Raw genomic sequence first — 21,409 nt, forward strand, 5'->3', positions numbered from 1 at the left:
GGTCTTCAGCGTTTTCAATTGCGGCGGTCACGCGGCCGGCTGGTTGTCGGATCGCTTCAGTAAACGAAAGAGCAGCGGAACAAAAACGAGTGTGTAGACCGTTGCCAAAAGCAATCCACCGATCACCGCACGGCCGAGCGGAGCGTTTCGTTCGCCGCCTTCACCGGCGCCGATTGCCATGGGCAGCATGCCAACGATCATCGCCAGGGCTGTCATCACGACCGGACGCAGCCGAGTTTGGCCAGCTTCTTGCGCCGCATTGTGTGTCGATGCACCGTCAGCAAGTCGTGCGTTGGCGAAGCTGACGACCAGGATGCTGTTCGCTGTCGAAACTCCGATGCACATGATCGTTCCCATCAAAGCGGGCACGCTGATTGTGGTGTCAGAAACGAACAGGCTCCATGCGATTCCGCTAAGGCATCCCGGTAGGGCGCCGAGGATGATCAGCGGGTCCAGCCAAGACTGAAAATTGACAACCATTAACAGATAGACCAGCAAAATGGCGAACACTAGTCCGCCCAACAATCCGCGAAATGATTCTTCCATGCTTTCGATTTGGCCGCGCAGTGCCAGTTGGCTGCCGCGGGGTAAGTCGGCTTGTGTCTCCTCGATCAAGCGATGGAGATCAGTCGCGACGCCAGCGAGATCTCGGCGATCAACCGATGCGCTGATCTCGTAAACTGGCTGAACGTTGTAGTGACTGATTACTGCTTCGGTTTCGCCACGTCGCAAACCTGCGAAGTTGGTCAGCAGTTGTGTCTGTTCGGCGTCTTGTCCGAATAGCGGCGTGCGCAGTAGCGACTCGACATCATCGATTCGTCGCTGTGGGGTTTGGACCGCGACACGATAGTTGACGCGATTTTCGGGGCTGACCCAAAAGTTTGGCGAGATCTGAACACTCGAAGCCAGCGAGACAAGCAGGCTATCGGCAACTTGTCTCTGGTCGAGTTCTAGTTCCGATGCCAACGCCCGATCGACATCGATTTTCAATTCCGGCGCGTCGGTGATTTGCCGAAGTCGTACATCAACCATGCCGGGGATCGTTCGCACACGCTGCATGAGCTTTTTGGCGAGTTCGAAGTTTGCTTCGCGTTTGGTCCCGACGACCTGCAGATTAACGGCGGCTGGTTTGCCGAACGTCAAAATTTGGCCCACGATGTCGGCGGGCATGAAGTAAAACGTGCACTGTGGAAAGCGTTTGGGGAGCTCCTGTCGCAGCAAGCGGACATAGTCGTTCGTTGGTGCGTGAGATGGATTCAGCGAAACCAAAATCTCGCCGTCGGACACACTAACGGTGTCGTTGTCAATGTAGGCAATCGTCGTGAAAAACGGTGGTAGACCGAAGTTGTCCAGCACCAATTCGAGTTCGTCCTGAGGCACGATCTCGCGTATCACTGATTCAACTTGTCCAAAGATCACTTCGGTCTCTTCGATCCGTGTCCCCGCCGGGGCACGCACATGCAATCGAAATTGTCCCGCGTCCACTGATGGGAAAAAGTCTCTCCCGACAAGCGGCAAGAGAGCGAGCGATCCGACGATGATGCCGAGCAGGAGGACACACCAGCGACGTGGTTTGTTGAGCACCCTGTCCAGCTTTTCACCATAGTTTGCGGTGATCTTGTTAAAGATGCTCTCGAACGCTTGATGCCAGCGAGCAAGTTTGGGCCACCGGCTTGGACCATGTTCCGATTCCTGGCGAACGAGCATTAGCATCAACGTGGGGACCAAGGTTCTCGAAAGCAAATAGCTTGTCCCGAGCGCAAACACGACGGCCATGGCAAATGGTACGAATAAATACGACGCCGGCCCATCTAGAAACGCCACCGGGATGAACACGATGCAAATCGCAAGTGTCGATACGATCGCGGGTTGGGCAATTTCCCGTGCCCCGTCCAGGATCGCGCGTCGTATCGGGACTTTTTGCTGAAGGTGCCGATGGACGTTTTCGATTTCAACGGTGGCATCGTCGACCAGGATCCCGACCGCCAATGCCAGACCGCCGAGCGTCATGATGTTGATCGTTTCGCCAAGCATCCACAGCATCGATAAAGACGCCAAGATGGATAAAGGGATAGAGACAACCACGATCAGCGTACTGCGTAGTGATCCTAGGAAAACAAAGATCATCAACGCGGTCAGGCCAGCTGCGATTCCCGCCTCGTGCAAAACGCCTTCAATTGCCGATTCGACGAAAACGGACTGATCAAATAACAAGTCCATCTGTAGGTCGTCTGGCAGTTGGGCACGAATACGTGGCAACGCTTCACGAATGCCGCGTACGACCTCCAGCGTCGAAGCACCTTCGCCTTTGAGCACCGTCATCAAGACCGCGCGTTTTCCGTCTCGCCGGACGACGTTGGTTTGCACTTGAAAGCCACTATGGACAGTGGCAACATCACCCAAAAAAATGCGGGAACCGCTTTTCGTCTCAATCGGGATTTGTTCGAACGTTTCGATTAGCTCGGGGCTGCTATTCAAGCGAATGTTGAATTCGGTTTCGGCGATTTTGGCAGCACCGGCGGGGATGATCAGGTTTTGGGCGTTGACGGCACGGCTGATGTCGGCTGGTGAAAGTCCGCGGGCGTACAACGCATTCAGGTCCAGATCGACCATGATCTGCTTTGGCTTTCCGCCGTAGGGCTGTGGTACCCGAGCGCCAGGGATCGACCCGAAGCGTTGAATGATAAAGTTCGCCGCATAATCGGACAGTTCTTTTTCCGTCAACGTATCGCTGCTGACAGCGATTTGCACGATCGGTACACTCGTCGCACTGTATCGCACGATAAATGGCGGGTTGATTCCCGGTGGCATGTTCTTGAGCACCGTTTGGCAAGTCGCACTGACTTGCGCGATAGCGGCCCCAATATCGGCATCGGGTTGAAAGAAAATCCGAATCACACCGACGCCATTGAGCGATTGGCTTTCAATGTGCTCAATATCGTTGACCGAAGCCGACAAAACTCGCTCGTTGTTGAGCACAATACGCCGCTCGACATCCGATGCGGGCATGCCTTGGTAGGACCAAACCACCGTGACGACGGGCAAATCCACCTCCGGAAAAATGTCGGTCGGCATTTTCCAAATGCTGACACAGCCAAACACCAGGATCAAAATTGCCGCGACTAAAAACGTGTATGTCCGACGCAGCGCCAGTTCGACTATCCACATGGATTGTTTGATCGTTGATGTAAAGTGACCGTGTAGCTGTCGCCCAGGGCGACGGATCGGCCCTCGAAAGCGGACTCGATCGGTAATTAAAGATTATCGATAATCGATTGCAGGTCAAATCTTTTACGAACCACTATGCCCAAAAAATCCACCTCGCCGCTTGTCCGTGAACGCGTTTGCGACTCGATCCGCGACGCTTTGACCGACCGGATTCTCAACCGAACGTATCAGCCAGGCGATAAAATCACCGAGCTGGCGATTGCGAAAGAGTTTGGTACCAGCCAGGCGCCTGTCCGAGAGGCGTTGCGGGAACTGGAGTCCAGCGGATTGGTGCGAACCGAACGTTACAAGGGGACGCGTGTCCGTGAAGTCAGCGCGCGTGAATCGGCCGAGGCCTATCGGGTGCGTGCCAGTTTGGAATCGCTAGCGGCCGAAACGGCGCTCCCAGCGCTCTGTGGGCAATTGCCGGCGCTCCGCGAATGTGTGAAACGCATGGAGTCTGCGGCAAAGAATCGTCGCCCGGCGATCCAGGCCCAGCAAAACCACGCGTTCCATCGGTTGATCGTTGAAGCGTCGGCGAACTCGGTGCTCTTGCGGATTTGGGAGTCGCTGGCATTCGAAGCCCGGACACACTCCCGACTCAAGCAACGGCAGACCGATCCCCTGGACGACGCGAAATCTCACCACGCGATGATCGCGTCAATCGAAAACAGTGACGCGGTTGAGCTAGGGCGACTGCTTCGCGAGCATTCGAACTCGTTTGCGGAATCAATCGAAAGCGAACAGGAGGCTTGCGATTGAGCGGTTGCAGCGGCTGATCATCGCTGCCGCGGCGAGTGCCGAGTTCTTAGAAGCGTACCGAAACGAGTTCCGGTACGCTGTTGAAGATGGACGTTGTCAAGCAATCACATTTGAGCGATCTTGAGAAACGTCTGTTGATTCTCGCGGCGGTTAGAATTCGCCTTCGACGGTTTCGCCACTCGCCCGTGTTCCAAGGCTTCCCCAAAGCCCAAACGGACTTTGCGATCCTGGCGGCAAGTAGTTGTGGATCGTCACCTGAGCCGAGTTCGAATCGCCCGCTTCAATCGAATCCGTGATAAATCGAACGGCACCGTCGCCCATCAAGACATGAGCTCCGCCTTGGTGACGACTGCTGATCGAAGCCAGGTATTCTTCGTGATAGTTACCGTGGTGGCAAAGCTCGGTGTTGGGCGCCAGCATGGTGAAGAACGACGTATACAGAGCGTTGGCTGCCATCCATTTAGATCCACGGCGATCTTCGATCGAAGCAGTGATTGCTTGGGTCGAGCTCCAAAATTTGGGGCGTTGCTGATCGATCCCGGCTTTACAGCGAAGCAGACCGCCGACGTCCCATTGGGCAGCTGTGCGACCGCCCGCGTAGGCTGGCGTTGAACGGATATCGTTGTCGCCTAGGTCGGTGATGATTTCACCGCACATGATGGTGTTCGACAAACCGTCGAGGATGTCACGAAACTGCATCTTCTTACGATAGATAAACGCACCACGTGATGCCGCTTGGACGTACGTGATGTGAGTCACGTTGGACTGTCCTGCCTGGTTGACGTAGGACTCCGCATCGCGAGTCGCATGGTTTGCGTCGCCCCAGCAAGCGGCGTAGTTTGTACGCCCAAGGCTGGGAAGGCCTTTGCCCGGATCGCTAGGGCAGCGATACGTTGCAATATCAGTTACCCAGGGATCGTATGGATAGGCGGCAAGTTTCGCGACCGTGGTTGTCGGCAACGGTCCCATTGCCTGCCAAACCATGTCATCGTTGGTTACATAAGTATTGCTGATCGTGTCCCACAGCGCTTGCTGTTCGATATAGGGCGTGATCCCAACGAGGAAACTGAGTCGGTTGTAACTGTTACCGCCGCCGCCACGCGTCGCTTTCGGCGTGTCATAGAGAGCTCCGGAAAAGTTATAAGTTCCGGTGCCGTCGAGCGGCATGTTTTTGAAGGCAGAGTGATAGTTGTGAATTGCCAAGCCGATCTGCTTGAAATTATTGCTGCAGCTCATTCGTCGAGCTGCTTCCCGAGCCGCCTGGACCGCGGGAAGAAGCAATCCCACCAGAATACCGATGATCGCAATGACCACCAGCAACTCCACCAGGGTGAACCCGGCTGGAGTCCGTTGTTTTCGTGACATCAAAATAAACATCCCAATGAGAGACTGAGAAAATCAAAGCGAGCGCGACTTGAAGCGACGCAATCAGTCGGTGATGTCGGTCGAAGCTGCAGGATCAAGACCCAAGTCACCATGCTTGTCGGCATGAGCTTGCATCTCGTCTTGTGTCGCCACAACACCGGTTTCGTCGCCGCCACATCCGACGCTCAAAGTTAACAGTGCTAACACCAGGCAAGAAAAAACGTATCGCATCATCTGACGTATTTGATAAAGGAACAAAAAATCACCTATGGTCGCGATTTCGCCACCCTCCGCGTTTATAGTGGTCTTGTTCACTACACACACGTGAAAAGAACAAAAAACGATGAAAATGTAGAAACGAACAAATTTAAGATTCGTCAGCACATCGCAGCCATAGACACGCGTACAATAGCCGCCCGTTTCGCTTGCCTCTTGGTCTTGAGGTCAACTGACTTTTGAAGCCGAAGGTCTGGTCAGTTATCCGCTTGGGTAATCGGCGTTTTTAAGTTCCAACGTATCGCGTGATGTCGCAAGAACGCTGGTTTAGACAGTCGCGATTCTCCGCGTCCGAGCCTTTAGTAAACCAACGACGTTGTTCCATATCGCCATTGGAAATGACTGCTTCGTAGGGAACGGCACATCAGTGAGAGACGCCAGGAGCGGCGCTGTTGGCTGTCAGATCGGCGATGTCTTGACGAGGCGGGGCGCCAAATAGTCGGCGGTACTCTCGGCCAAACTGAGATGGGCTTTCATAGCCGACTCGGAATGCGGCTTCGGCGGCTTCGAGACCTTCGCTGAACATCAGCCTTCTCGCCTCTTGAAGTCGGAATCGCTTCTGGTACTGCAGCGGACTTAGCCCAGTCATTCTCTTGAAGTGTTGATGGAATGCTGATGGACTGAGGCCCACGTGGCTGGCCACACTCTCGACTTTAGCGGGTTCTGCAAAGTGTTCCTTCAGCCAAGAGATTGCACGAGCGATTCGCTGTGCAGGTCCTCCGGAAGCAGCTGTCTGTCGCAACCGGATGCCTTCGGGACCGCTAAGTAACCGATAAGTAATTTCGCGCAGAATAAGCGGGGCAAGCGATTCAATATCGTTTGGCGTATCCATCAACGCGAGTAAGCGTCTGATCGCATCCAGTAACGAATTCTCGACGGGGATCACGCCAATTCCGCGACTCGTCGACGTTCGCGCTGGAACCATTGCGCCTCCCGCGAGCAATTCCGCCACATCAACGGATTGGATTTCGATGCGAATCGCGAGACATGGATTTTTGGCAGAGGCCTCCACAACTCGGGTTGCGGCTGGCATATCGACGGACACCAACAAGGATTGAGCCGGGTCGTAACGAAAAGCCTCGCCTCCAACGACCACCTCTTTGGCACCCTGCAAGATGACACAAAGACTCGGCAAGTAAACCACTGCGTCATAGTCTGTGGGAGAAGAGGATCGGTAGATCGTTAATCTTGGGACAGACGTGTGGAGCTCACCATCCGCGGTAGCGTGGCGTTGGGCGATCTGTGCGATTTTTTTCAGCTCAGGTGACATCAAGTTCTCCTCCCTTTCGATGCCCCAAGCGTACGCTGCTCCGTATCGGCAGTCATGCCAAAAATGCAAATCGTGTAGGAATAGGCTAGTCGCGAGGACGAATAGGATACCGGTCAGTTCCGTAATCGGTATAGCATCTACAGGCAGGGGACACTCGCTGCAGCCTACATCACAACGGGGCGCCTACATCACAACGGGGCACGGTGTGGACCGCTTTACCAACGGAAAGGAACGAGATGAGAACCAAAATCACATTCAATCCCATCGGGCCGCGGGCGATCATCAGGGGCTTGCTTTCGCATGCAATTCGGTGCTCTGTCCTAGCCGCCGTCCTGGTCGCCATTCAATCCAATTCATCTCCCACCGGAGCCCAAGAAATGCTTAGCGGAGCAGACAACTTTTACAAAAGCGACGACGTAACTGCTCGGAAAGTTACTTTTAAGAATCAGTACCAAATGACGATTGCCGGGAACCTGATTGTTCCCAAGTCAGTCAATCCGGGAACAAAGAATCCCGCGATCATCGTTGGCCATCCGATGGGGGCTGTGAAGGAGCAAAGCGCCACCTTGTACGCGAATAAAATGGCGGAGCGGGGCTTTGTCACCCTGGCAGTGGATCTGTCGTTCTGGGGCGAAAGCGAAGGCATGGCTCGCAACGCCGTCGAACCGGCTATGTTTACCGAAACGTTTATGGCTGCCGTCGATTTTCTCGGCACACAATCATTCGTTGATCCGGAAAAGATCGGCGCGATCGGCGTGTGTGGAAGCGGAGGCTTTCTCATCAGCGCTGCCAAAATCGATCCCCGCCTGAAAGCGATCGCCACTGTGAGCATGTATGACATGGGAGCAGTCACACGCAACGGCTATGGCAAGTCGCGGACCGTGGAGCAACGCAAAGAGCTGCTGGCCAAAGCAGCACAGTTGCGGTACGAGGAATATACGACCGGCGAACAAGTTTTTCAGAACTACTTGCCATTCGACCTTCCCAAGGACGCTGACCCGGTAACTGCGATGTATCACGATTTCTACCGCACACCGCGCGGGCTGTATGTTCCCGAAGGCCGGACCGCAGAATTAACGCAGAACCGCACGCTCGCGGGCGATATCAAGTTCATGAATTTCTATCCATTCAATGACATCGAAACGATTTCGCCGCGGCCCCTGTTGTTCATCGCAGGTGACCAAGCTCATTCGAAGGAGTTCAGCGAGGATGCCTACGAACGTGCGTCGCAGCCAAAGGAGTTGTACTGGGTGGAGGGTGCAAATCACGTTGATCTCTATGACCGAGTGAACGTCATTCCGTTCGAAAAGTTGGAAACGTTCTTCAATGAGAATCTAAAGAATTAGGTCGAACCGGTAGTCGGCCGCAACTTCACTCAAGCAGCACCGCCCTTCCGCATTGTCGGTTACCGATTTGAAGGCGTGCTCTGTTGAAGCGGTCGATAGCCGAACGAAATGGTTTCTTTGCGACTTGATGAATGTGCTGCGGATTGTGTTGTTACAGGAGGTCGCGAATATCCGCATCTCGATGATCGACCCAGCCGCCAACCACACGGAGCGACTGGGCGCGATCAGTCTGAGCACATAGCGATTAACGATTACACGGTTGGCCCAGCCAATCAGCCCTGCTAGGTTTCAATCCCCATGGAAAATCTCGACAACATCTTTACAAGATTGCGATCTGGCGAACCTGTGCCGATGGACGACCCAGGTTTCAGCCAGGTTGCAGATGCGGTGAACCTTACGATTCGCAACTTGGCCAAACTCAACGGGGCTGCGGATACCGATCAGGTCCGGCGCTTCCTTGGGGAGCTTATTGGGCAACAAGTGGACGACAGCACGACTTTGTTTCCTCCTCTGCACACGAACTATGGGCGGAACATCAAGCTTGGAAGGAGCGTGTTCATCAATCACGCATGCTCGTTTCTCGACCTTGGCGGCATCACAATCGAAGATGGTGTCATGATTGGCCCCCGGGTCAACATCACATCGGAAGATCACCCGGTCGAGATAAAACTTCGGAAGACCTTGGTAACGCGTGAGGTCATTATCAAAAAGGACGCTTGGATTGGTGCGGGGGCGACGATTTTGCCGGGTGTCACGATTGGCGAGGGAGCGGTCGTGGCCGCAGGTGCCGTCGTCACCAAAGACGTGCTAGCTGGTACCGTTGTGGGCGGTGTACCCGCCAAACTTTTGAAGCAAATCGACGACTTTGACGCTGCCGAAGAGATGTGAGCACAGAGAAAGAATAGCGGGCCACGCCGACCACTAAGCCAATTGTGGAATTGGAGTTGGCCTGTCAGTCGGCGCTGAAAATTTCACGTCACCAAGACTCGCCCAAACGAAGTCAAGGTGGAGTAATCCGCAAAAAATTGAGGTGGTAGCGGCAAGGGCAATGCGCTTTGAACTTACAAGACTCGCACTCCGTTGCCGAAACACTATTCGCCGGTTTTGACACGTCGCAGCTCCAGCACGACGTCGGCTTCCGGCAGCTTGAACTCTTTCGGACGTGGCTTCCCCGTCCACTCCTTGTCCTTCCAGACACCGACGACACAGCAAACTTTCAATTTGTCGCCTTCAAGCTTGTAAATACCGAGAGCATCACCTCCCGTCGCCTTTGATTCGTTGGAGCGGTGATCCCAGATCTTTGGCTCCGTAGTCGGGTCGAGATCAAAGGTCCCAGCCCAGAGTTCCTGAGCGTTTGCGTCTAACGCCGCGTATGTTCGGTCTCTGCGGAAGACCAATCGCTTGGCATTCTTCGTGCTTCCGAGCGGTTGCACATCGACGATCTCCCAGCTTCCCGCGAAGTGTTCCAGCGACTGCTCGATGTCCTTCGACTTCGCGTTCTTCGTCGGTGACTCGTCCGCCATCGCCCTGGGAGAGACCGCTAGCACGACAAGGGCAAACATTAGAGACTTCATCGTATTCTCCTGGATTGGTTTGTGAAAAATTGGCATCATCGCAATCCTCCCGAAGCAAGGATTACTTCACCCGTTAGCCAAGCAGCATCTTCAGACGCAAGGAAAGCGACCACTCTGGCAATATCGGTGGGCGTTCCAATTCGACCCAGAGGAGTCATCGCAACCAGTTGTTTCTCCATCTCGCTACTCACGCCGTACAACCCTGCCGCTTTCGTGCCTTCACTGACCGTTACACCGGGATTGACGGAGTTAACCCGAATGTTTCTCGATGCTAACTCCTTGGCCAGTACGCCCGTTACAGCGTCGAGTCCTGCTTTCGTGGCGGAATAGATCGAGTAGCCAATGGGGTGTGAGCGTGAGGCTCCGGAGCCAATGTTGACGATGCTCCCGCCGTCCGCTCCGAAATGTTTGAGCGACTCCTGTGTCACCTGTAGTGGGCCCAATACATTGGTATTGAACTGGCGATGGAATTCCTCTTCGGTGAACGATTCGAGGGGTTGGGAGTGAAAGACCCCTGCGTTGTTCACGACGATGTTCAACGTGCCAAAGGCAGCTCGTGTTTCCGCAAACAGCCTTCGCACATCCGCTGCGTTTGATACGTCACCTTGAACTGCGATCCCTAGGCCACCAGCCTCTTGGATTTCACGTACTACGGTATCGGCACCAGTCTGGTCGGCGGCGTAATTGACGACCACCGCGGCGCCCTCTGCGGCGAGTTGCTTGGCGATTCCGGCACCAATCCCTTTTGATGCGCCGGTGACCACGGCAACCTTGTTCTTCAGTTTCGACATGTCTCAGGCTCATTCTGTTTAGCGTTCGGATTGCGATGAGAACCATCACTGATCTCAAAGACACAGAACAGGAATGCCTGTGACATTCTTGCTTCAACTTTTCTCAAAGTAGTCGCAGCGTTCGGCGAACGTCATCTCGTTTGAGCAGCCGCTGTAACCAGTCAATCTCATTTGCCGGTCGCAGGAAAGGATGTTCGCGAAAGAGGGCAGCGTGCTGCTGCTCGACCACATCATCGATTCCCCGAACCGTTTCGTCTGCCACATCGCGCACTCTCTCGAGATGCTGCTGCGAAAACATCAAATGCTGGAGATCGATATGGCCATCTTCGATGAACCCGCGAGTCTTCTTGGGGCAACGGCAGGGGTTGCTCGCGTTTACCAGTCCACACTGATCGTTCAGAAAGTTGTGTAAATCACGGCGGGCACGCGAAAGACATTGCCGAAAGTTGACCGCCGTCATCTCCAAGACTTCACCGCCCACTGCGTCAGTGACACCGAAGATCTCACCCAGCGTAAAAATCAGTCGTTGTTTCCGATCCAAGCAAAGCAGCATTCCCATCGTGCAACTGGTCTTGGCTTCCTCAACCAGGATTGGCAGTGCGACCGGGACCGTTTTAGGATCCGGCAAGTCCAAGTCCGGCGTGCGTTCGATTGCTGCTCCGTAATCGGAGAACGTCATTTCGTGAGTCTCGGCACCGCGTCGTTTCATGTTCAGAACATGATTGGCGGCGATGCGGTAGAGCCAAGTGCGAAACTTGCTTTCACCCTTGAACGTACTCAGCTTGGTAACGACTTTGACGAGTACTTCCTGCGTCACGACCTCAGCATCTTGCGGTGAGAAGACCATTCGTACGGCAACGTTATAAACCCACGCTTGGTGCCGTAGAATCAGTGTCTCAATCGCGTCGTAGTCGCCATTTTTCGCCTGTTCGACGAGATCGGCATCCGTGGCACCGTCCGGGGCACACTCTCTGAATGGGTTGTGCACGACAGAACTCCAGTGGCTAGGGGAGGTGAAAACGCAGCTTCCATCGCCCTTAGACATGTCTGCAAGGGAAGTGTGACAGATCTGGATAGAAAAAACGGCAATGCGAAGCCTGCTGCGAGAGCCATTCGAATCCAGATCCGTTTCGACATGCTTTTCGACTTGAAACTAGGGACGTTTGAGGCGATTGCAAAATGAGTGAACAAGCGTTTGGACGATGGCAATCGCTAGCGTTTGACCAAGAACGGGTAGTCGGTGTAGCCGAGAGCACCGGGGGCATAGTATGTCGCGACATCGGGCTCGTTGAGCGGTGCGTCATTTCGTAGCCGCGCGGGCAAATCGGGATTCGCGATGAACTTTTGGCCGAACACGATCGCATCGGCTTCACCGACACGTATCGCATTCGCCGCCGTCGCTTTTTCGTAGCCGCCATTGGCAAATAGCACGCCTTCAAATTCGGCTCGAATGCAAGGTGTCACGCGTGGCGCGTCCGCGTTGTAGAGTCGACCCGGTCGGATCGCTTCTGCGACATGCAGGTAGGCGAGCTGGAACCCACTGAGCATCTTCGCTGTCCGCGAATACAACGCAATGGGATCACTATTCGCCATCCCATTGCCACTCATGGTGGGACTTAAGCGAACGCCCGTGCGATCCGCCGACCACGTGTTGGTGACTGCCGCAACCACTTCGCGGAGAAAACGTAGTCGGTTTTCGATTGAGCCGCCGTATTCGTCGCTGCGTTGATTCGACGAATCTCGCAAAAACTGGTCGATCAGATATCCATTCGCACCGTGAATCTCGACTCCATCGAATCCCGCGTCCGTCTTGGTTATCTGCAGCCACAAACATCATGAAAATCCGCCGCGAGATGCGTTTCTGCAACTCATTCAAGAATGGAAAACGGAAATTCAGCAAGGTTTTGTACGGCAGCCTCGAAAGTAGGGAGCTGTGTAAGGGGAACTGAATTCGGCACCGCCATGCAACGATTCAACATGCGGCAGCTAGCGAGTGCGAATCAAAGAAAAGCAGCTCGCTGCAACTCGACTCGATTGGTTGGCTGTTTAGAAGTCAGGGCTAACGCAAGCCAGCGCACCGGCGCGGAGCGGGCCTGAAAGGCCGAAGGATCTTTGACAAGATCCACTACCTAAGAAGATGCGAGTGATACATCGCTAGAAAACCAGTCGGGGCGACAAGATTTGAACTTGCGACCTCTGCGTCCCGAACGCAGCGCTCTACCAGGCTGAGCCACGCCCCGATGGGTTTGTCGCGGGTGATGAAAGACACGCTTGCGACGGGTGCAATATAGTCGATCCGGTTGGCGGCGGGGAAGATGCGATTCGATTTGTTCTGGTGGTTTGTTTGGCGGCTAGAAGGTGCGAAGGTTTGGGGCGTTTTTCTTTCGGCGATGGTAGTAATGGTAGCCGGGGACGAAGAAGCACAGAGCGGCAATAATGCCGAACAGGAGATGCCCCCACTGCGGCGCGAGCGACATAAGAATCGCTGCGGTAAACAAGGCGATCGCTTGTAAGTAAAACCGACCCGTCAACATCCCTGCTTTGACCACAAACACCATCCCGCTGATCACGCCCAACAATGGGCTGAGTTTCAGCACAGGTAACCCGAGCAGGCTTTCGATCGGAAACAAACAGCCGATCGCGATCATGCTGCCGCCCCAGACGTGCGCGATCTGACGCTCGATAAACGTCACGGGGCCCATCCGTTGCCGTAGCTTCCAAAAGACACCGGCCCATGCGCCGAGTCCGATCGTCCACAGCCCCATGTAAATGACACGCGATTGCACGCCGAGGTATTCCAGTTGCCAGGTAAGGTAGCAGGCAACCAACAACACCAGTGAATGCCACATCCACAACACGCCCCAGTTTTCCAGCACGGCCGCGTGGTGTGTTTCTCGGAAGATCCGCGCGACGACTTGGTTGAAGTGGCCGCTTCGTGCCGAAACGACTTCGTCCGCCAGGAACGCATCGAGATCGTCGGCCAAGTCACCGGCGGTGGCGTAGCGCAGGTCGACGGGCTTTTGCAAACAACGCACGACCACCATTTCTAAGTCACGGTCGAGTCCCGGCCGCAGAGCTCGCGGCGGGCTGGGATCTTGCTCGATCACCAGCATCACCATTTCCACCGGCGTCTCGGCAACAAACGGTGGCCGGCCTGTCAGCGTGTAAAACAGGATCGCGCCGAGGCTGTAGATATCGGTTGCCGGGCCGAGTAGCTCACGTCGTCCGCCGGCCTGTTCGGGAGACATATAAGCTGGCGTCCCGACCAGCATGCCGCTGCGGGTCAGGTCAACGTCGGCACGAACTTCTTTGGCCAAGCCGAAGTCCGTCACCAAGACACTGCTGTCTTTGGAAAGCAGAATGTTGCTGGGTTTTAAATCGCGGTGCACGACGCCTTGGTCATGGGCAAACTGCACGGCACGCGCGATCCGCGAAACAAGCTCTGCGGCTTCACGTTGTGGCAGGGGCGCACGCGAAACTCGATCGGCGAGCGTTTCGCCGTCGATGTATTTCATGCTAAAGAACGGCCGGCCTTCGAAATCGCCGACGTCATAAACAGGCACGATGCCAGGATGCTCTAGTTTGGCTGTCGCGGCCGCTTCGGCAAGAAAACGCTGCAAGTCGGCGTCACTTCCCAAGCGACCACGCAAGATCATCTTGACGGCAACTTCGCGTTCAAGGCTAAGTTGACGGGCGCGAAACACGACGCCCATTCCGCCACGTCCGACCTCTTCAAGCAATTGGTAGTCGCCAATTGTTGTCGGAAGCTGCAGCCGCGCATAACGAGGTTGACCGTCGGCTTTGGGGGGGACCAGCTCGTCGGAGCTGACGCCGGCGGTGTCAGTGATCAAGACAGCGCCCCAGAGTTTACGAAGCTCGTCGGCGAGATCCGGGTGTTGCTGGCAGGTGGTGTCAAAGTCGACGGGTTCGCCACGGCAGATCGCGTCCGTCATCTCGCTGAGCAGGTCTGCTAAGCGTTGTTCGTCGCGTTCGGAAAGCACACTCACGGCGAAGACTCGGTATCGACTGAATCGCCGCCGGCGGAGCTGCTGCCGTTGTCGACCGACTGCAGGGTTTCGCGAAGGCGGCGGACGGCGCGGAGGTACCGCATGCTTGCCGCAGCGGCGTTGAGACCTAACGCTTCGGCGATTTCGAGGTTGGAGAGATGTTCATAGTGACGCATCACAATGATCTCTTGGTCCTGCTCGTTCATCTTGCCGATTGCTTCTTCGACCTTTTGCGCGATCTCGCGTTGTGTTGCAGCCGCGGCAGGCGTAAGGGCTGGGTCGCAAACCTGGATCGCCAATTCGAGCGTCGATTGATCTGGACTGGACGCAGCCGCAATCGGCTGTTCGCGATCCATGTTGCGTTTGGCGCTGACCCGGTGCCGTCGGTACGTGTCGATGATGCGGTCCCATGCGATTTGGCGAAGCCAGAGATGGAACGCCATCGAGGGATCGGAAAGGTATTTGTCCAGACGCCCGCTGGCCTCGACCATGACGTCCTGGACAACATCGCTGACGTCGACGCGTTGCTGGACTTTCCGGTCAAGACGCAGTTCGACCAATCGCCGAATCGGGGCGCGATGTTTTTCTAGCAGCTGATTCACCGCGTCGGCGTCGCCCTGTTTGGCGGCACCAAGCAGCGTTTCGGTTTGATCGTCACCGGCCCAAATCGACTTCGTCATTCAACCTCTCCTTGCGTCATCGTAGTGTAGCGAAAAGAGGTGAGTTTGGCGTGGTGGGGCACCCGAGATTGGTTGGGGGAAGGTTGAGACGCGGGGGCGGTTTGGAGGAACGGGATCGGTACGTGATCGCGTTGTGGGGAGATGGGGTGCGTGGGGAGTGGATTGCAAATTTGGGGAGTGGATTGCAAATTTGGGGAGTGGATTGCAAATTGCAAAATGAACATTGCAAATTGGTAATTGGGTGGTGGGGAAGCACCAATATCAATGCTCGAAAGACCTCGGCCTTGGATGCATTTCGTTTTAGGCGACGCCCCGGTGAGTTTCCTAGCCAGGTCCTTAGGGCCTGGTAAATCGTTGCCCTAGCACGTCGAGCCGGGCCAAAGACCCGCTTGTTGGTAGGAGTTCGATCACGTAACCGCTCGCTATCGCGAATGCGGCTGATGGGGGTGCGACGGTGTAGATCCGGTGGACCATTCGCCGGCGGTGACGGTCCATCGTATGCGCCGTCTGGGACGCACCAATTGACATTGAGGCTCGAAAGAGATCGGCCTTGGAGGCGTTTCGTTTTAGGGGCAACGCCCCGGCGAGTTTCCTAGCCAGGTCCGTAGGGCCTGGGAATTGGTCACCCCAGCATGTTGAGCCGGGCCTAAGGCCCGCCTAGTTGTTGATGGGAATTCTGAGCACACAACCGCTCGCTATCGCGAATGCGGCTGATGGGAGGCTCGGCATGCAATCGCTTGCGATTGCGGGCGGTGTTGGATCGCGTGGGGAACTGCCGGCTTTGGTCTAAACCATCGGTTATTTGACGGGATGAAGGACGATGTTTTTGAATCGCATGACCATCGGGTCGCCGACGTGAAGCTGAAACGCGATGACGCCGCTGGTGGCAGCTTTTTCGGATTGGTTGTCGATCACTTCGGCAGTCATCGTGCCGTTGATGAAGTGTTGCAAGTGATTGCCTTTGGCAACGACGCGGTAGTCGTTCCATTTTCCGGGATGGATGCCATTGCCAAGTTTCGCGCCGTTAGCAAATTCCTTGACTTCCTTTTTGCCGTCAGCACCGATTGTGACTGACTGGCCACGCTCGGCGAGGATGCCGCGTCCTTGTTCTTCGTAGAGGATACCGGCGTAGCGATTGCCAAAATCGATGTCGGCTTGGTAACCGCCCACCACAAAGTTGTCTTGATCCAACACTTTGCTGCGGTACTGAATGCCGCTGTTGGTGTTTTCGATTTTGAACTGTAGCGTCAGCTCGAAGTCAGCGGGTTGATGATCGGTATAGATCAAAAACGTATTTCGCTTGAGCGGATTCTCGGCAACCGTGCGACCGACGAGTTCGCCGTCTTCAACGGACCAGAGATCTTCGCGTCCTGACCAACCGGAGAGGTCTTTGCCATTGAACATGTTGACCGCTTCAGTCAACTCGTGTGACTTGGCGTCAACGGTGCTCTCGTCTTGAGCTTGGACGGCGGTTGCGGCGAGGCCACAGCATAGGAGCGCGGCGGAGATTGAACGGAGGTAGCGCATGTCGAGTTCGCGGTGATTGGTGGGGAAAGGAATCACTTCGTGCCGCGGGAATGTCCTCACGCGGCACCGATTCGCAATTGTAGCCAACCTGTGCGGGCAAGTTGGCTACGCCCGCACCAATCACCGAGAGAATCTCGAACAGGCTTACTTGGCCTTTGACGACACGTACTCGAGGTTGGTGAGGCTGAATTTTTGTGGGCCGGTACAGTCGATTGACGAGGTGTTGCAAACGCGACACAAAAATGCCGGGGCAACGACATCATTCAGCGAGATCATCGCATATTCGAAGTCGGCGGACTTGGAGGCGAGAAAGGAAAGTCCGCCTTCGCTGACGTCGCGGGTGAATCGCGGAAGTACGACTCGCCGCGGGGAGCAAAATCGTCGTCGAGAGGTTGGACGGGTGATTTCCAGTGATTGGGGCATCCGCACCGAACGACGCCGTTCCAACGGCGGTTCTGGGACCGGGATCGGCGTCGTTCTATGCCGAGGTGACTCGCCGGCTTGATGTTTCACCCAGTCAAATTCTGTTGATCGGCGATGACTGGGAAAATGACGTTGCTGCCCCACGGAAGTTTGGTTGGCAGGCCACCTATCTGCGTCGTGATGGCAAGCCTGGTGATAGTGATAAGTCCAATTCCTACGACAGTTTACGCGATGCTGTCGTCGATATTCTTCCGGCTTAGAATGCGCATGAATTGATGTTGGTCGGCAAAGGGGGTGCCGGTTACATTAGGGCGATCCGTATCGAAACATCCCACTTTGGAAAGGATTCCTCCATGGGAACCACGCTGGCACAACTAGCCGAACTCGTCGATGGAACGGTTTTCGGCGATCCCGCTCAAGTGATTACCGGGGCGAATATCATCCGCGACGCGGTGGCTGGCGAGATTACCCTGATGGACAAGCCCGATCAGGTCCAGCTTCTCATGGAAAACTGCCAGGCAACCGCCGTCCTGGTATCTCAAGCATCCGAGAAGTTGACCATCGATGGTATTGTCGTTGCCAATGTTCATGAAGCGTTTGGCAAAGTGATCCGCTTCTTTCAGCCGTGGGAACAGAAGCAAGCCAGCGGCATTCACCGATCGGCCATCGTCTCGTTAGCAGCCGTAGTCGATCCTACCGCTACCGTCGGTGCTGGCTCCGTAATCAGCGATGGCGTGGTTATCGGTAAGAACACGATCATCCACAGTGGCGTTCACATTCAAGCTGGTTGCCGAATCGGGGAGAACGTCACCCTCTTTCCTGGCGTGGTGCTGTACGACCGAACCGAAGTTGGCGATCGCTGTATCATTCATGCTTCAGCCGTGCTGGGTGCCTATGGGTTTGGCTATGACTCGTCGACCGGCAAGCACATTCTTTCTGCTCAACTAGGCAACGTGGTGCTGGAAGCAGATGTCGAGATCGGGGCAGGTACTACCATCGACCGCGGTACCTACGGGACGACCTTGATTGGCGAAGGAACCAAAATCGACAACATGGTGATGATTGGCCACAACTGCCGTCTCGGCAAGCACAATCTCATTTGCTCGCAGGTCGGTATTGCTGGCAGCGTCTCGACTGGCGACTACGTCGTCATGGCGGGCCAGGTTGGCGTTCGCGATCACGTTCATATTGGCACCGGCGCGGCGCTCGGAGCGAAGGCGGGCGTGGTACCGACATTCCGGAAGGTCAGCAGTCGCTTGGTATTCCGGCAGGCCCCATCAAAGAGGTCATGGCCGAGCACATGGCCATTAAACGCCTGCCTGACATGCGGAAGACAATCAAATCACTGGCCAAGCGAATCGAGCAATTGGAAAAAGAAGCCGAAGCGTTTAACAAGCCTGCGATTCGGAAAGCTTCGTAGAGTTTGCACGATGGATTCAGCTCAACAAAGCCCAGTGGCTCTTTTAGCTGGCTGGGGAAATCTCCCGATTATTGTGGCCGAGGCAATTAAACGCAGCGGCCGCGGTGTTGTCTGCGCGGCGGTAAAAGACCACGCCGATCCCGTGCTGGAAGAGATTTGTGATGCCACGACCTGGGTTGGCCTCGGCCAGCTTGGCAAGGTAAAACGCCACTTTCAGCGTCATCGTGCCATCCAGGCAACCATGGCTGGGAAGATCCATAAGGTGCGTCTTTTCGATCGCGGCGCAATGTGGAAGCATTGTCCCGATTGGTTTTGTCTCCGTACCTTCGCCCCGCAAATGATCTGGGGCAGTGGCGATCGCAAGGATGATACGCTGTTGATGGCAATCGTCAGGGGTTTCGCTCGCCAAGGAATTACCTTCTTACCTGCAACCGATTTTGCTCCGGAGTTGCTTGTGAAATTTGGCATGATTGCGGGCGTCAGCCACGTGGTAAACAGTTGCGAGATATCGAGTTCGGCTGGGAAATGGCCAAGGAACTAGGCCGACTTGATATCGGGCAGAGCGTGGCCGTCAAGAATCAGGCCGTTCTTGCGCTCGAAGCGATTGAAGGAACCGATGCCTGTATTCGCCGGGCCGGACAACTCTGCAAGCAAGGAGGCTTTACCGTCGTGAAAGTCGCCAAGCCCCAGCAAGATATGCGGTTCGATGTCCCAACGATCGGTGTGGGGACTTTGCAGACGATGGTCGAAGCAGGGGCAACAACTCTGGTTTTGGAAGCGGAAAAACCATTCTCTTAGATGAGCCAGCCGTGTTAGAATTTGCGAAGACACATCGATTGACAATTCTTGCCGTGAAAGAGGATTGTCTCGCCGATCTCACTTCTACTTCGGAAGCGGCCTAGGTAATCACATGCCTGGCCGTCCTGCCAGGATCGTATGCCCCGCACTTTATTCTTTGCTCTGTTGTTTGTTGCCTTCTCGTCGGCCTCGGTGCTGGCGCAAGAAGGGGTTGTGCTTCAGAATGGTCTCCCCTTCTACAAAGGGCGCGAGATCGCCCAGACGATGCATTATCGGGGGGCGCCTTGGCTCATCCGCGAGAGCCGTCAGCGGGAAGAAGACTGCCAGAAGATGCTGGAAAACCTAGGCGTGAAGCCTGGGATGACGATCTGCGATATGGGGTGTGGCAACGGTTTCTATAGCTTGAAACTGGCCGAGATGGTCGGTGAAGAGGGCAAAGTCCTGGCCGTCGACATCCAAGCGGAAATGTTGCGGCTATTGAAAGCCAGGGCGGAAGAGCAAGGGATCGACAATATCGAACTGATCTTGGGTGACATCGATAACCCTAAGTTGCCCGAAGGTAAAGTCGATTTGGTCATGTGTGTTGATGTTTATCACGAGTTTTCGCATCCCGAAGAGATGTTGGCTGGAATGCGAAAGGCACTTAAGCCAGATGGAAAGATCGTGCTTCTGGAGTTTCGCATGGAAGACCCCAAAGTACCTATCAGAACGCTTCACAAGATGAGCAAGGAGCAGATTCTTAAAGAGTACAAAGCGAACGGCTTTCATTTGGCGAAAGAATTCGACGATTTGCCCTGGCAACACATGATGTTTTTCGAGAAGGCGAAAGAAGAGAATTAGTGATCCACCACGCTTCTTCCCGCTTGAGGGAAAAGGCTATTGGGTGTTGCTGTCTTCGACTGATTTTCCAAAACCGTCGTTTCATCCCCTATTGATGTCTGCGCCGGTAATCCAACATGGCAACGAACCGATTTGCCACGAATCCGGGGCTTCCGTTGGTCGCCCCTATTGGATTGGCGGCGCAGGCCTCAATAAGTATTGAAACCATGAAGTCTTTGATCTCCCTGTTAATGCTGCTGACCATCCTCATTCCCCAACTTCTAGCTGGGGAGTACAACCCGACGGTCAGTGTGGGGGAGGTTCTTGCGTCTTGGTCTGACTTACCTGGCATCGATGGTGAGACGCATTCATGGAATGATCTCAAAGACAAGAAAGCGGTGATCGTGGCGTTCACCTGCAATACTTGTCCCTATGCGGTCGAGTACGAAACACGTTTGAAACAACTCGCCACCAAGTGGGCCAAAGATGAACGCGTGGCCCTGGTTGCCGTGAACTCCAATCTGGTCGAAGAGGATTCGCTGGAAGCGATGCAGGAAAAGGGGAAGGCTGCCCAGTTTGATTTTCCGTACTTCAAAGACGAAAAGCAGGAACTCGGCAAGGCATGGGGCGCGACACGAACACCCGAGTTTTTTGTCTTGGATCGCGAGCGGAAAGTCGTCTACATGGGAGCGTTGGATGACGATACCAACGCAGAAAAAGCAACGCGAAACTATGTCAACGAGGCGGTCGAAGCAATCCTCGCCGGCAAGAAGCCCGAAGTTCAGGAAACAGTACCGATCGGTTGCAATATTCGCTATAAGCGTAGCCGCCGTCGTTAGTTGACGATGCTAATGTACGAACTGAAAGAGCTTAATCCGATTGCCATCGGGATCGGCGATCGTCCACTGCAAGAAACCCTCGTCACTTTTTTCGATCGGCTCGGCCGGTTCGGTGAGATACTCGCGGACGTAGCGTTGGACTAGTTCCAGATCTTCCACCTCAATCGCCAGGCTAATTGCTGAACGATCACGAGGCTGGTCATCCTGCAATTGAAGCAGCGAAATTCGCCAATCTTCTCTCGTTAACAGGGCATATCCATCCTCCTCGCTTCGAAGTCGGCAATCCATTTTCAGCGCCGTGGTAT

21 protein-coding genes and 1 tRNA gene are annotated in these 21,409 nt (G+C 55.0%); 9 read left to right on the forward strand and 13 right to left on the reverse strand.

Annotation, left to right across the window (positions count from 1 at the left end; genetic code table 11):
• Nucleotides 1-27: 27 nt before the first annotated feature.
• Nucleotides 28-3,168, reverse strand: coding sequence for an efflux RND transporter permease subunit (locus CGZ80_RS00755; protein WP_094410859.1), 3,141 nt, complete (start codon nucleotides 3,166-3,168; stop codon nucleotides 28-30).
• Between the two features lie 135 nt (nucleotides 3,169-3,303).
• Here CGZ80_RS00755 and CGZ80_RS00760 point away from each other — a divergent pair, with 135 nt between their 5' ends.
• Complete coding sequence (locus tag CGZ80_RS00760) at nucleotides 3,304-3,969, forward strand: GntR family transcriptional regulator (protein WP_094410860.1); 666 nt, start codon at nucleotides 3,304-3,306, stop codon at nucleotides 3,967-3,969.
• A gap of 150 nt (nucleotides 3,970-4,119) precedes the next feature.
• On the opposite strand, the gene CGZ80_RS00765 is transcribed toward CGZ80_RS00760, so the two are convergent.
• From CGZ80_RS00765 to CGZ80_RS00770, 3 genes are all read right to left on the reverse strand, one after another.
• Nucleotides 4,120-5,334, reverse strand: a complete 1,215-nt coding sequence (locus tag CGZ80_RS00765) for a DUF1559 domain-containing protein (protein ID WP_094410887.1) — start codon at nucleotides 5,332-5,334, stop codon at nucleotides 4,120-4,122.
• A 63-nt stretch (nucleotides 5,335-5,397) separates the two neighbouring features.
• Nucleotides 5,398-5,649 carry a hypothetical protein gene (locus CGZ80_RS27465; RefSeq protein ID WP_143543675.1) on the reverse strand — a complete coding sequence of 84 codons (252 nt, stop codon included), beginning with the start codon at nucleotides 5,647-5,649 and terminating at the stop codon, nucleotides 5,398-5,400.
• A 325-nt stretch (nucleotides 5,650-5,974) separates the two neighbouring features.
• The gene (locus tag CGZ80_RS00770; protein WP_198953593.1) at nucleotides 5,975-6,880 is read right to left on the reverse strand and encodes an AraC family transcriptional regulator; all 906 of its coding nucleotides are present in this window, start codon (nucleotides 6,878-6,880) and stop codon (nucleotides 5,975-5,977) included.
• A gap of 377 nt (nucleotides 6,881-7,257) precedes the next feature.
• Between CGZ80_RS00770 and CGZ80_RS00775 the strand changes: the two genes are divergently transcribed.
• From CGZ80_RS00775 to CGZ80_RS29075, 3 genes are read left to right on the forward strand one after another with little or no spacing between them, the layout of a single operon-like run.
• Nucleotides 7,258-8,226 carry an alpha/beta hydrolase gene (locus tag CGZ80_RS00775; protein WP_198953594.1) on the forward strand — a complete coding sequence of 323 codons (969 nt, stop codon included), beginning with the start codon at nucleotides 7,258-7,260 and terminating at the stop codon, nucleotides 8,224-8,226.
• Nucleotides 8,227-8,278: 52 nt separating this feature from the next.
• Nucleotides 8,279-8,467: a hypothetical protein gene (locus tag CGZ80_RS00780; protein WP_094410862.1), complete on the forward strand. Its 189-nt coding sequence runs from the start codon at nucleotides 8,279-8,281 to the stop codon at nucleotides 8,465-8,467.
• Between the two features lie 56 nt (nucleotides 8,468-8,523).
• Nucleotides 8,524-9,114 carry a DapH/DapD/GlmU-related protein gene (locus CGZ80_RS29075; RefSeq protein ID WP_315851393.1) on the forward strand — a complete coding sequence of 197 codons (591 nt, stop codon included), beginning with the start codon at nucleotides 8,524-8,526 and terminating at the stop codon, nucleotides 9,112-9,114.
• A gap of 203 nt (nucleotides 9,115-9,317) precedes the next feature.
• Here the strand turns inward: CGZ80_RS29075 and CGZ80_RS00790 are convergent, their stop codons facing one another.
• The 8 genes from CGZ80_RS00790 to CGZ80_RS00830 all read right to left on the reverse strand — a co-directional run bounded on the left by CGZ80_RS00790 (nucleotide 9,318) and on the right by CGZ80_RS00830 (nucleotide 16,841).
• Complete coding sequence (locus tag CGZ80_RS00790; protein WP_094410890.1) at nucleotides 9,318-9,800, reverse strand: TIGR03067 domain-containing protein; 483 nt, start codon at nucleotides 9,798-9,800, stop codon at nucleotides 9,318-9,320.
• A gap of 35 nt (nucleotides 9,801-9,835) precedes the next feature.
• Nucleotides 9,836-10,591 (reverse strand): SDR family NAD(P)-dependent oxidoreductase, encoded by a 756-nt coding sequence (locus CGZ80_RS00795; protein WP_094410863.1) that lies wholly within the window; start codon nucleotides 10,589-10,591, stop codon nucleotides 9,836-9,838.
• Nucleotides 10,592-10,694: 103 nt separating this feature from the next.
• Complete coding sequence (locus CGZ80_RS00800) at nucleotides 10,695-11,579, reverse strand: RNA polymerase sigma factor (RefSeq protein ID WP_094410864.1); 885 nt, start codon at nucleotides 11,577-11,579, stop codon at nucleotides 10,695-10,697.
• Between the two features lie 224 nt (nucleotides 11,580-11,803).
• The gene (locus tag CGZ80_RS00810; protein WP_094410866.1) at nucleotides 11,804-12,421 is read right to left on the reverse strand and encodes a hypothetical protein; all 618 of its coding nucleotides are present in this window, start codon (nucleotides 12,419-12,421) and stop codon (nucleotides 11,804-11,806) included.
• A gap of 336 nt (nucleotides 12,422-12,757) precedes the next feature.
• Nucleotides 12,758-12,831 (reverse strand) — tRNA-Pro (locus CGZ80_RS00815).
• A gap of 111 nt (nucleotides 12,832-12,942) precedes the next feature.
• A complete protein-coding gene (locus CGZ80_RS00820) occupies nucleotides 12,943-14,544 on the reverse strand; it encodes a serine/threonine-protein kinase (RefSeq protein WP_094410891.1) in 1,602 nt (533 codons plus the stop codon).
• A gap of 50 nt (nucleotides 14,545-14,594) precedes the next feature.
• On the reverse strand, nucleotides 14,595-15,278 hold the full coding sequence (locus CGZ80_RS00825) for a sigma-70 family RNA polymerase sigma factor (RefSeq protein ID WP_094410867.1): 684 nt from the start codon (nucleotides 15,276-15,278) through the stop codon (nucleotides 14,595-14,597).
• A 798-nt stretch (nucleotides 15,279-16,076) separates the two neighbouring features.
• Nucleotides 16,077-16,841 carry a DUF1080 domain-containing protein gene (locus CGZ80_RS00830; RefSeq protein WP_233148150.1) on the reverse strand — a complete coding sequence of 255 codons (765 nt, stop codon included), beginning with the start codon at nucleotides 16,839-16,841 and terminating at the stop codon, nucleotides 16,077-16,079.
• 374 nt (nucleotides 16,842-17,215) lie between these two features.
• On the opposite strand from CGZ80_RS00830, the gene CGZ80_RS00835 reads away from it, so the two are divergent.
• The 5 genes from CGZ80_RS00835 to CGZ80_RS00855 all read left to right on the forward strand — a co-directional run bounded on the left by CGZ80_RS00835 (nucleotide 17,216) and on the right by CGZ80_RS00855 (nucleotide 21,104).
• Nucleotides 17,216-17,488: an HAD family hydrolase gene (locus CGZ80_RS00835; protein WP_094410869.1), complete on the forward strand. Its 273-nt coding sequence runs from the start codon at nucleotides 17,216-17,218 to the stop codon at nucleotides 17,486-17,488.
• Nucleotides 17,489-17,581: 93 nt separating this feature from the next.
• The gene (lpxD, locus tag CGZ80_RS28175) at nucleotides 17,582-19,189 is read left to right on the forward strand and encodes a UDP-3-O-(3-hydroxymyristoyl)glucosamine N-acyltransferase (RefSeq protein ID WP_198953595.1); all 1,608 of its coding nucleotides are present in this window, start codon (nucleotides 17,582-17,584) and stop codon (nucleotides 19,187-19,189) included.
• Nucleotides 19,174-19,446: an LpxI family protein gene (gene lpxI / locus CGZ80_RS28180; RefSeq protein ID WP_233148151.1), complete on the forward strand. Its 273-nt coding sequence runs from the start codon at nucleotides 19,174-19,176 to the stop codon at nucleotides 19,444-19,446. The genes lpxD and lpxI overlap by 16 nt, the downstream gene beginning before the upstream one ends.
• Before the next feature lie 138 nt (nucleotides 19,447-19,584).
• Entirely contained in the window at nucleotides 19,585-20,286 is a 702-nt protein-coding gene (locus CGZ80_RS00850) for a class I SAM-dependent methyltransferase (RefSeq protein ID WP_094410870.1), read from the forward strand.
• 206 nt (nucleotides 20,287-20,492) lie between these two features.
• Entirely contained in the window at nucleotides 20,493-21,104 is a 612-nt protein-coding gene (locus tag CGZ80_RS00855; protein ID WP_094410892.1) for a thioredoxin family protein, read from the forward strand.
• Between the two features lie 9 nt (nucleotides 21,105-21,113).
• Here the strand turns inward: CGZ80_RS00855 and CGZ80_RS27800 are convergent.
• Nucleotides 21,114-21,409: hypothetical protein (locus CGZ80_RS27800; RefSeq protein WP_233148152.1), on the reverse strand; the 296-nt coding region annotated here is incomplete at its 5' end.

It is taken from the genome of Rhodopirellula sp. MGV (assembly GCF_002251265.1).
In the GTDB taxonomy this organism is placed as follows: Bacteria; Planctomycetota; Planctomycetia; order Pirellulales; family Pirellulaceae; genus Stieleria; species Stieleria baltica_A.